This window comes from Sporichthyaceae bacterium, assembly GCA_036269075.1.
Taxonomy (GTDB): domain Bacteria; phylum Actinomycetota; class Actinomycetes; order Sporichthyales; family Sporichthyaceae; genus DASQPJ01.
Map to the genome: position 1 here is coordinate 59,108 of DATASX010000030.1, position 11,359 is coordinate 70,466.

At 71.6% G+C, this 11,359-nt stretch carries 7 protein-coding genes and 1 rRNA gene; 6 read left to right on the forward strand and 2 right to left on the reverse strand.

What is annotated here, in order from left to right:
• Positions 1-36: 36 nt before the first annotated feature.
• Positions 37-3,276: an exodeoxyribonuclease V subunit gamma gene (locus VHU88_05965; GenBank protein ID HEX3611215.1), complete on the reverse strand. Its 3,240-nt coding sequence runs from the start codon at positions 3,274-3,276 to the stop codon at positions 37-39.
• Between the two features lie 107 nt (positions 3,277-3,383).
• Between VHU88_05965 and VHU88_05970 the strand changes: the two genes are divergently transcribed.
• Both VHU88_05970 and VHU88_05975 read left to right on the forward strand, forming a co-directional pair.
• Positions 3,384-4,445 carry an alanine racemase gene (locus tag VHU88_05970; GenBank protein HEX3611216.1) on the forward strand — a complete coding sequence of 354 codons (1,062 nt, stop codon included), beginning with the start codon at positions 3,384-3,386 and terminating at the stop codon, positions 4,443-4,445.
• Positions 4,446-4,651: 206 nt separating this feature from the next.
• On the forward strand, positions 4,652-6,571 hold the full coding sequence (locus tag VHU88_05975; protein ID HEX3611217.1) for a S8 family serine peptidase: 1,920 nt from the start codon (positions 4,652-4,654) through the stop codon (positions 6,569-6,571).
• Between the two features lie 285 nt (positions 6,572-6,856).
• Here the strand turns inward: VHU88_05975 and VHU88_05980 are convergent, their stop codons facing one another.
• Positions 6,857-7,504: a glycerophosphodiester phosphodiesterase family protein gene (locus VHU88_05980; GenBank protein HEX3611218.1), complete on the reverse strand. Its 648-nt coding sequence runs from the start codon at positions 7,502-7,504 to the stop codon at positions 6,857-6,859.
• Positions 7,505-7,615: 111 nt separating this feature from the next.
• Here VHU88_05980 and VHU88_05985 point away from each other — a divergent pair, with 111 nt between their 5' ends.
• The 4 genes from VHU88_05985 to VHU88_06000 all read left to right on the forward strand — a co-directional run.
• The gene (locus VHU88_05985) at positions 7,616-8,080 is read left to right on the forward strand and encodes a peroxiredoxin (GenBank protein ID HEX3611219.1); all 465 of its coding nucleotides are present in this window, start codon (positions 7,616-7,618) and stop codon (positions 8,078-8,080) included.
• Between the two features lie 21 nt (positions 8,081-8,101).
• Positions 8,102-9,427, forward strand: a complete 1,326-nt coding sequence (locus VHU88_05990) for a hemolysin family protein (GenBank protein ID HEX3611220.1) — start codon at positions 8,102-8,104, stop codon at positions 9,425-9,427.
• The gene (locus tag VHU88_05995; protein ID HEX3611221.1) at positions 9,424-10,461 is read left to right on the forward strand and encodes a hemolysin family protein; all 1,038 of its coding nucleotides are present in this window, start codon (positions 9,424-9,426) and stop codon (positions 10,459-10,461) included. The genes VHU88_05990 and VHU88_05995 overlap by 4 nt, the downstream gene beginning before the upstream one ends.
• 496 nt (positions 10,462-10,957) lie before the next feature.
• Positions 10,958-11,359: ribosomal RNA gene (locus tag VHU88_06000) — 16S ribosomal RNA — on the forward strand; the annotation flags it as partial.

An 11,359-nucleotide genomic window follows, 5' to 3' on the forward strand; every position in this document is an offset into this window, starting at 1 on the left:
CGGACACTGTGACATTGATTCGCTCGCTGCGCTCGTTCATCGGCGTGCCCCCGCCGCGGCCCGCAGCACCGGATCCCACAGCAGCGTCGCCGCATCGCCCAGGCCCGCGGCCGCCAGCGACTCGACGTCGGCCTCCGGGCCCCACACCAGCACGTTGGCCGGGTCGCTGGACTCGCCGCCCTCGCGTCGTTGCCACTCGGCCGCGGCGGCCCGCAAGGCGTTGGTCGAGTTGCTGCCCCGCCGGACCGCCTCGGCGTAGCAGTGCGCGGTCTTCAGCGGCAGCGGCAGCGGCCCACGCAGTCCGCGGTCGTACAGCGCGACCAGGTCGGCCAGGGTCGTCTCGGCCTCGCCGGCCTCGACCGGACCGAGCACGCGACGGGAGCCGTCCTGCCGGTTGCGGCCGATCACGACCGCCCGCCAGGCGGTGTGCGGGCGCGCCGCCGTCAAAGCCAGCACTTCCAGCCAGGCGCTCAGCAGATGCTTGGGCCCGACCCGGGAGTAGGACACCCGGACCAACTCGCTGCCGCGGACCCCCGCGACCGTGCCCGCCACGGTGCGGCTAACCCCGCCCACCGGAACCGCCGTGGACACGTCGAGGTTGTCCGCGGCGATCGCGGTGTGCGTCCGGGCGACGTTGGTGATCGCCTCGGCGGCCTGGCCGATACGGATCGCCGCGGAATGGCCGAGCATGCCCGGCGGCAGCGTGCCCCGCCGGCGCTCGGCACCCAGACAGTGATCCACCGTCAGATCACGCAGACGGCAGTTCAGGAAACGCTCCCCGATCGCCCACTCCGCCAGGGCGTCGAGCTTCACCGGCAACTCGTCGGGCGGATCGGCCTCCTCGAACGGCAGTCGCACCCCGAGCCGTTGCAGCAGGAACGCGCGCGCCGGGTGCACCAGCATCGAGCGCAGATCGTCCAGTTCGACGTCGGCACCGGGCACGACCGGCAGCAGTTCGCCGAGCAGCGGCGGTTCCGGCGCCCGGTCGCGAAGCAGGGCCCGCGCCCCGGCCACCGCCGCGACGTCGAAGCTGACCGGTCGCCGCGAGGCCTGCCGGACGAGTGCAGCCGAGGCAGCGAAGTTCTCCGGGTGATACGCCTGCAACCGGTGACGCACCGTCACTTCCGTGCTGACCCGGCCTTCCGGTGTCGTGGCGAGGGCGTCGAGGGCATCGAGCAGCTCACCAAGCGGCACGGCCGGGGGCACCGATAGGCCGGTCCGCTCGTCGGCCCCGGTGCAGAAGATCAGCAGGTGCTCGCCGGCCGCGCACACCGCGTCCAGCAGCAGTTGCCGGTCCTCCGAGCGCGGATCGCGTTCACCCGCCCGGCGGTCGCGGGAGAGCAGGTCATCGCCATCGACCACACCGCTGCGCGGGAATGTGCCCTCGTCCAGACCGAGCAACGCCACCACCTGGTGCGGCACCGAGCGCATCGGCACCATCGTGGCGACGGTCAACCCGCCGGTACGGAAGCCCGACCGGGTCGGCCGGGCCACGCAGCGCCGGTCCCACAGTTCGGTCATGTCGGCCAGACTCAACGTGACGTCGTGGCCGGCGGCGTCGGCAGCCAGTTCGGCAAGCCGCGCGGTGAAGGCCGTGCCCTGCCACGGTTCCAGCGGCGCGGCGACCGCGAGCACCGACTCACGCAGCAGTTCGGTCCATCCCTCGACCGGCCGCGGTGCCCGGAAGGCCCGCAGCGCATGGGTCAACCGGTCAAGCAGTTCGGCGAACCGGCCCAGCAGGTCCAGGTCGGCCGAGTCGACGTCGTCACACGGGGTCGCGTCGCCGAGCCACCCGGCCTCGGGTTCCATGGTGGCGCCGAGCAGCAACCGGTCCAGGCCGTCGCGCCAGGTCCCCTCGATGATCCCGCCGAGTCCGTAGTCGGCCCGGTGCTCACCAGACAGCCCCCAACTGATCCGGGAGGCCCCGACCCAGTCGCGCAGTCGGGTGGCGTCGTCGGTGTCGAAACCGAACCGCCTCCGCACCGGGCCGGTGGCGGCGAGGTCGAGGACGTCCGAGGCGGTGACCCGGCCGGCCGCGAGTCGCAACAGCGTGGCGGTGATCGCGAGCAACGGGTTCGTGGTCTGCGGGGCGCGGTCGGCCAACCGCACCCGCAACCGGCCCGCCGGGTGCCCCGCGACCCCGCCCGCGTCGGAGAACGCCGCGGCGACCAGCGGCGCGAACTCGTCGATGTCCGGGCACATCACCAGCACGTCGCGCGGCTGCAACGTCGGGTCGGCGGCCAACCGTTGCAGGAGGGCCTCCCGCAGCACCTCGACCTGCCGGGCCCGGCCGTGGCAGGAATGCACCACCACCGAGGCGTCCGCCGTGTCCAGCACCGGCCGGTCGGCGGCGGCCGGCACCCGGTCGGTCGCCAACGCGGACTTCAACCGGCCGAGCAGATCGTCCGCGGGCGCCGGTGCAGCGTAAAGATGTTGGACGGCCTCCGGTGCGACCGCGGCCAACCGTTGCTGCAGCGCCTCGACCTCCCGGCCCATCGACGCGAGCAGCGGATGCTCCGGTCGGTGCCCGGCCGCCACCGCGTCCCAGGCCGCCGGTGAGGCGTGGTTCAACCACACGTGCACGTCGCGTCCGGCCGCCAACGCGGCGAGCACCTCCAGTCGGGCCGCGGTGAACCGGGTCGGCCCGTAGATCGAGAGCCGGTCCGGCAGGTCGACCACGCCCGGGTCGGACCGCAACCGCGTGACCGCTTCCGGCAGCACCTCCCCCGGGCTGGGGCCGAGCGTTTCCCGAAGTCGCCGCCACAGTGGCGGCTGCCAGGCCAGGTCGGTGGGCAGCGGCCGCCCGTCGTCCAGGACGTCGTTGCCGGCGGCCCAGAACCGCAGCATTGCCGGACGCTCCTGGCCGTAGCGAGCGAAGTTCGCCGCCAACCGCGCGGCCGCCGCGTACCGGCGCGCGGAGCCGCCCCGCTCCGCCCCAGGGCTATCGGCCGAACCGGACAGCGCCTCGAGCAACGGCCACACCGCTCGGTCCGGGTCCCACTGCGCAACCGCGTCGGCGGCCTCGGGGCCGGTCGCGGCCAGCGCCTGGTCGAGCAGTCGGTCGGGCCCCGGGAACTGCACGTTCGCGCACACCCCGGCCGCACCGGACCCGGCGCCCAGTCGGTGCGACAACCGCTGTGCCAACCATCGCTCGACGCCCTTCGCCGGCACAGCGACGATCTCCGGCACGAACGGGTCGCCGGCGGGCTGGCCGAGCAGCCCGGCCAGGGCGTCGACCAGCGCATCGGGTGAGGCGGAACGGTGCACGTGCAACATCGGACCAACAGCCTGTCAGCCGCCACCGACAGTCCCGTTCCCGGTCTCGCGGGGCCCGACCCGCCGGCCGGCGCGGAGCCCGCCGGCCGCGGTGGGACCATGCCTGCGTGCTGGTGCCCGAGGGCCTGATCACGCCCTGCCTGCTGGTAGAGGCGGGCGTGCTCGAGGCGAACATCGCCGCGATGGCCCGCCGCGCCCAGGACCTCGGTGCCGGCCTGCGGCCGCATGCCAAGACCCACAAGTGCCTCGAGATCGCGGTGCGGCAGTTGGCCGCCGGGGCGGTCGGGCTGACCGTGGCCACCGTCGCGGAGGCCGAGGTGTTCGCGGCGGTCTGCGACGACCTGTTCATCGCGTATCCGCTGTGGGTGGACGCGCGGCGCGGGGCCCGGCTGCGGGCACTGGCCGAACGGGCCCGGGTGCGGGTCGGGGTCGACTCCGCCGAGTCGGCGGAAGCACTGGCCCGCCATGTCGGCGAGGCGGTCGCGGTCGTCGTCGAGGTCGACAGCGGCCACCACCGCAGCGGCGTCGACCCGGCGCAGGCCGGCGTGGTGGCGGTGGCCGCCTCCCGTGCCGGGCTGCCGGTCGCCGGGGTCTTCACGTTCCCTGGGCACTCCTACGCGCCCGGGTCCGGTTCTCCGGCGGCAGCCGACGAGGCCGCCGCCCTGACCCGGGCGGCGGAGTCGATCCGCGCCGCCGGTCTGCCCGTGCAGGTCCGCAGCGGCGGTTCGACGCCGAGCGCCGCCGCCACCGTCGCCGGGGCGGTGTCGGAGCTGCGTCCCGGGGTGTACGTGTTCGGCGACTCGCAACAGCTCGAGCTGGGCAGCTGCCTGCCGGGGGACGTCGCACTGGTGGCCGTCGGCACGGTGGTCAGCCGCTGCGCCGACCGGGTGATTCTCGATGCCGGCAGCAAGGTTCTGGGCGCCGACCGACCGGCCTGGGCCAGTGGTTTCGGGACCGTGCTCGGACACCCCGCGGCCCGGGTCCTCGCGCTGTCCGAGCACCACGCCACAGTGCACTGGCCACAGGCGTTGCCGGACCTCGGCAGCACCGTCGCGGTGGTCCCGAATCATGTTTGCAACGCGGTGAATCTGGCTGACGAACTCCTGGTTACCGATGCCGGAGAAGTGGTCGACCGATGGGCCGTCGCGGCCCGCGGCGCCAACACATGACGCTGCGTCAGATCTGATTTCTGGCGGCGTTCCGAGCCGTCCCACGGTGGTGGAAAAGTCCCGCCGATTCGGTGCAATACCGGACTGTTCATGGCAATGCGTCATTCGCCCACGCGGCAATGTCCCGGCCTCATAGCGTGCGCCGAAGGTCGGGCGGGGGAGGGGTCCGCGAGTCCGACCGAGCGATTTCGGGTTTGGGGGGATTCGTGGCTCGAACCGGGGTGTCGGCGCGCTTGCTCGCCGCTGCCGTCGCTTCGGTCTGCCTGGCCGGCGGCTTGCTCGGCCCGGCGACCGCCGCGCCGGATCAACGTTCCGCCCCGGTCTGGCGCGAGGTCAGCCCGCGCGCTCAACCGAGATTCCACTCCCACCCGATCGCTGACCGCTACGTCGTCCGGTTCCGCCCCGATACCGCGGTCGACCTGATCACCTCCGTCCGCGACCGCGTGCAGCTGCAGGGCGGCGAGATCTACTACACCTACTCCCACGCGGTGCAAGGATTCGCCGCCGTGCTGCCCGCGGCGGTGCTGGCCCACCTGCGCGCGAACCGGCACGTGGTCAGCATCGAACCGGACGTCACCGTCGGGGTCACCTCGGTCCAGCCGAACCCGCCGAGTTGGGGCCTGGACCGGATCGACCAGCATCGGCTCCCGCTGGACGGCAAGTACAACTACACGCAGACCGGCGCCGGGGTGAACGCCTACATCATCGACACCGGGATCCGGGCCAGCCACCGCGACCTGGTCGGGCGGGTCACGGCCGGGTTCAGCTCCGTGGAGGACTCGCACGGCACGGACGACTGCAACGGGCACGGGACTCACGTGGCCGGCACCCTCGGCGGCACCGCGTTCGGCGTCGCCAAGCAGGTCAACCTGGTCCCGATCCGGGTCCTGGACTGCGACGGCAGCGGCACCGTCTCCGGGGTGATCGAGGGCGTCGACTGGGTGACCGATCACCACACCGGCGCCTCGGTGGCGAACATGAGCCTGGGCGGGGTCACCTCGGACACTCTGGATGCGGCGGTGGCCAACTCGATCGCGCACGGGGTCAGCTACGTCGTGGCGGCAGGCAACGACAGCGGTGACGCCTGCGCGTACTCACCGGCCCGGGAACCCGGCACGATCACCGTGGGCGCGACCACCGAGAAGGACGTCCCGGCCGACTACTCGAACGCCGGTAAGTGCGTGGACGTGTACGCGCCCGGCGACTCGATCATCTCCGACTACGGCACCGGCGACAACGAGGTCGCCACGCTGTCCGGGACGTCGATGGCCGCCCCGCACGTGGCCGGCGCGGTGGCCCAGTACCTGCAGCTGTACCCAACGGCAACCCCGGCTCAGGTCAGCGCCGCGATCCGCGGCCTGTCCACTCCGGGGGTGCTCAGCAGCCTGCCCACCGGCTCCCCGAACCGGATGCTCTACACCCTGATCCCGCCGCTCCCGGGCGCCGCGCACGGCCTGCTCGGTCCGTCGGTCGCGGCGCCGCGGCTGTTGTTGACGCCCGGGCGGGTCACCACGGCGTCGGTCACCGTCTCGGTAGGACTGCCTGCGCTCACCGGCGCCGCCACCGCGCTGCAACTGCAGCGCAGCAGCGACGGGAAGACCTGGTCCGACGTGCCGACCGGCAAGGGCTACGACGGCGCGGTGCCGATCGGGGTCAAACCCGGGGAGCCGATCTACGTGCGGGTCCGGGCGTTCGGGCTCGCGGCGGTTCCCGGCGACTGGGTGCAGGTCGGTCCCGTGCGGGCGTCCCTGTCCGGGCAGCGCGACGGTGTGCTCTACGCGCCGACCACGGATTGGAGCGCCGGGGCGATGGCCGACTCGTTGTTCGGCAATGAGATGTCCAGCGGCGCCCGGTCGGCGACTGCCTCGTTCAGCTTCACCGGGACCCAGTTCGCCTGGGTCGCCGACCGCGGCGCCGCTCTCGGTCGCGCCCTCGTCGACATCGACGGGCAACGCCGCGGATACGTCGACCTGTACTCCGCCAACCCGATGCAGCGGTCGATCGTGCTGCTGCTGACCGACCTGACACCTGGCCGGCACACCGTGCAGATCAGCGTCGAGCACGCCAGAAGCGACAAGTCGTCGGGCTGGAACGTCGACGTCCAGGGTTGGCTCACGCTGAGCTGAACCGGCCCGCCGCGGCGACGAGCAGTTCGACCCCGTCCGTCCCGGCGACTTCCGATCTTCTGGGTGAGTCCATTGCGCACGCTCCCGGGTTCCGGCTTACGATGGGCCGTAGGTCGGCACGGGTGCGCTATGTGTCCCCGGGTCTCATAAATAAATGCCGTCGCGGGAACCCAGTTCGGCTGGGGCCGCGTTCGTGCAAATCGCCGCGAGGCGACCATCGCACCACGGCCGACCTGCCCGCCCCACCGGTTCTGCCGGTGGGGCGGACCTGTTTCCCCGGCCCACTTACCGTGCTGCCGCGACCGCCCGCAGGACCGCGGGGTTGTCCGAGGTGACCCCGTCGACCCCGTCCTCGACCAGTCGGCGGGCACGGGCCAGGTCGTTGACCGTCCAGGTCATGACCGCGGTTCCGGCGGCGTGCAGCTCCGCGATGACCGGCGCGGTCAACAGCTCGTGCTGGACGGTGACCGCAACGTCCGGTACCGGCGTGGCGAGCGCCGCGTGCAGCGCCTCCGGGTCGCCGACCGTGCGCCAGGTCGCCAGGCCGTGCTCGCGCAGCAGCGGCAGTGTGTCCCAGCCCTTGGTGCAGACGATGAACCGGTCCGGGTCCAGCCCGGCGCCGACCACCGCGGCGGCCAGCGCATGGGCGCCCGGGCCGTGGTCGATCTTCAGGTCGAGCAGGATCCGGGCCTGCGCGGGGATCGCCGCCGCGGCCGCACGGAGCGCGATCTCCCTGCGGTGCCGGCCCAACGTGAGCGCCCAGCGGTCGCGGCGCAGGCGCGGGAACGCCGGCCACGGCGACAGGAAGTGGGAGCTGACCAACTCACCGCCCAGCGACTGGACGTCAACCTCGAACACGGTGACTCCGAGCTTGAGGAGCTTGGCGCAGCGGGCCGCCGAGGACGGGGCGCGGTGGGCGATGGCGATCGGCACGACCGCAGCGTGCCACGCCCGGGCTGCATGCCCGAAACGCCGGGCATCCACCGGTCGGTGGCCTCCGAAGGCAGGTAGGACAGACTCTGCGCAGGAGAAAGAGGTGGACCGATGGCGCTCTCGGTGGGCGATCAGGCCCCGGACTTCGAACTTTCCGACGAGACCGGCACCCCGCGGCGCCTGAGCGAACTGCTCACCGCCGGTCCGGTGGTGCTGTTCTGGTTCCCGATCGCCATGACGACGGGTTGCACCAAGGAGGCCTGCCACTTCCGCGACCTGTCCGCCGAGTTCGCGAAGGCCGGCGCCCAGCGGGTCGGGATCAGCATGGATCCGGTTGCCAAGCAGGACCAGTTCTCCAAGAAGCACGGGTTCGACTATCCGCTGCTCGCCGATGTCGAGGGCACGGTCGCCAAGCAGTACGGGGTTCGGCGGGGCGGCCTGCTGGGAAAGCTGGCCCCGACGCGTCGGATCACATTCGTGATCGGCACGGACCAGAAGATCGTCGACGTGATCACCGGGGAGATAAAATTCACCGACCACGCGGACAAGGCGTTGGCCAGCCTCAACGTAGGTTGACCGGCGCGGGCCGGCAGACCTATGGGTGATGCCGCCGGCCTGGCGGTGGCGTTCCTCCTCGTCGTTGCGAACGGGTTGTTCGTCGCCGCCGAGTTCTCGCTGCTCACGGTCAGCCGGACCGCGGTCGAGCAGGCCGCCAAGGACGGTGACGCCGGTGCGGCCGGGGTGCTGCGGGCGCTGCGGACGCTGACCACGCAGCTGTCCGGGGTCCAGGTCGGGATCACCCTGACCAGCCTGGCCATCGGCTTCCTGGCCGAGCCGTCCGTCGCGAACCTGTTCCGACCCCGGCTGCTGGACTGGGGTGCCTCGGCCTCGACGGCCGACGCGATCGCCGCGACGCTGGGCCTGGCGCTCTCGACGGTCGCGACGATGGTGCTCGGCGAGCTCGTCCCGCAGTACCTGGCGCTGGCTCATCCGGTCGGGGTGGCGCGGGCGGTGCAACGTCCGCTGCGGCTGTTCACATTCGTGACCCGGCCGATCTCCGGCGGGTTGAACATCGTCGCGAACCGCATGGTCGGGGCGCTCGGCGTCGAACCGACCGCGGAGCTCGCGTCGGCCCGCAACCCGGAGGAGCTGGTGTACCTGGTCCAGCGCTCGGCGGAGGAAGGCGCCATGCAGAACACCACCGCCGAACTACTGCGCAAGGTGCTCACGTTCGACGAGAAGCACGCGTGGGACGTGATGACCCCGCGCACCCGGGTCACCACGGTCGGCACGGCCGATTCCGTCGCCGAGCTGATCGAGATCGCGCGGGAGTCCGGCCGCAGCCGCTTCCCGGTGCTCGGGCAGAGCGTGGACGACGTGCGCGGAGTGGTCAGCCTGCTCGACGCCTGGGCGGTGCCCGCGGCCCGCCGGGACACGACCCGGGTCGGGGAGATCACCAAGCCGGCGCACTTCGTGCCCTCGGTGCTGCCGGTCGACGACCTGCTGGCGGGCCTGCTCCTGGAATCCGCGCAGCTGGCAATCGTGCTCGACGAGTTCGGCGGCCTGGACGGCGTGGTCAGCCTCGAGGACCTGCTGGAGGAGCTGGTCGGGGAGGTGCTCGACGAGCACGACACCGAGCCGGACCGGCCGACCGAGGACCGGACCGCGACGACCTGGACGCTGTCCGGTCTGCTGCGCCCGGACGAGGTGCGGGACATCACCGGGGTCGAGCTGCCGGACGACTCCGCGATCTACGAGACCTTGGCCGGGCTGATCATGAGCAGCCTCGGGCGTGTGCCGCATGCCGGGGACGAGGTGACCGTGGCTGGGGTCCACCTGCGGGTGCTGGCGATGGACGGCCGCCGCGTCGACCAGGTCGAGGTCCGCCGGCCGGCCCCGGACCCGGTGGAGGCTCAACCATGAGTCATCCGGGGTGGGCGCTGGGCGCCTCGGTGCTGCTGCTGGCCGGCAATGCGTTCTTCGTCGCCTCGTCGTTCTCCTTGGTCGCGGCCCGCCGTTCGCAGGTCGAACCGTTGGCCGCGGGCGGGTCGCGGCGGGCGAAGCGGACGCTGGAGGCGATGGACGGCCTCGTGCAGATGATGGCCGGCGCGCAGTTGGGTGTGACTTTGTGCTCCGTGGGACTCGGCGCGTTGGCCGAACCAACGATGGCCGACTTGTTACGCGCGCCCGCGCGCGCGGTGGGCCTGCCGCACGAAGCCGTGCATCCGGTGGCGTTGGCCCTGGGCCTGTTGGTGGTGATGACCGCCCACGTCCTGTTCGGCGAGATGGTGCCGAAGTTCCTGACCCTGGCGATCCCGGACCGGGTCGCGGTAGTCATGGGCCCGGCATTGGCGCGGTTCTCGCGCTGGTTCGGGCCGGCGCTGGTGGGGATCCGGGGAATGGCCAACGGGGTGTTGCGCCTGGTCCGGATCCGGCCGCCGGACGCCCGCGAGTCGGCCTACGGCCTGTCGGAAGTCGCGGCAATGGCGGCTCAGTCGCACCGGGCGGGCCTGATCGACGACGCCGAGTACCAGCTCATGTCCGGTGCGCTGGACTTCACCGCGGCCCGGGCCCGGGACGTGGCGATCCCGCCGGCCCGACTGCACAGCCTGCCGCTGGGCGCCGACGCCGACGCGTTGGAGGAACTCGCGGTCCGCACCCGGCACATGCGTTTCCCCGTCGTCGACGATGCCGGGCGACCGGTCGGGTACGTGCACGCGAAGGACTTGCTGCACCTGCGCCGGGCAACCGCGTCCGAAGTCGCGTTGGCCGTGCGGCCGATGCCGACGATCGGCGCGGACACCCCGCTGCCGGAGGCCTTGGCCCAGCTGCGCGAGGCCCGAGCACCGATGGCCGTGATCGAGTCGGCGACCGGTCCGTCCGGAGTTCTGACACTCGATGACGTTGTCGTCGCCTTGGTCCGATCCGGTGTACCGACCCCTCCTCCGGCTCGCTGAGCTGGGCGAACGCGCAAATGGCCGGCGAGACTCGCCGCGACGCGCCAAGTGATTTGACTCGCGTGGGGGGCACTCGTAATCTTCTGGTCGCTGCCCCCAAGGGGAGCCGGACACGAAGGTGGCCGGTCCGGAGGGCGGCTCCCAGAAAACCGAACACCCGCTCGGCTTCGTGCCGGAACGGGCGATGGTTTATGGGAACAGCGAGAAGTCGAGAGCCTCGGTTTGACACCGAGAACCCCGATGAGTAAGCTCGGAGAGTTGCCCCGAAACTCGGCCCGAAAGGGCTAGTAGCGGTGTGCGTCCGTACCTTGAGAACTCAACAGCGTGCCGAAAGTCAATGCCAAATAACCCCGTCGGCGGGTGCGGTACTTATGTACCCGCTAAAGACGGATTCCTTTGGTCGTCGATGACAAGTTCGTCAGTGGCTGTCATCGATTGCCAGGACACTCCGGTGTCGGCCCGCCACTTCGCCGTGGTCGGGGCAATACAAAAGACATCAACGGAGAGTTTGATCCTGGCTCAGGACGAACGCTGGCGGCGTGCTTAACACATGCAAGTCGAACGGTGAACCACTTCGGTGGGGATCAGTGGCGAACGGGTGAGTAACACGTGGGCAACCTGCCCCTAGCTCTGGGATAACCCCGGGAAACCGGGGCTAATACCGGATACGACCTCGAGCGGCATCACTTGAGGTGGAAAGTTTTTCGGCTAGGGATGGGCCCGCGGCCTATCAGCTTGTTGGTGGGGTAACGGCCCACCAAGGCGACGACGGGTAGCCGGCCTGAGAGGGCGACCGGCCACACTGGGACTGAGACACGGCCCAGACTCCTACGGGAGGCAGCAGTGGGGAATATTGCGCAATGGGCGAAAGCCTGACGCAGCGACGCCGCGTGAGGGA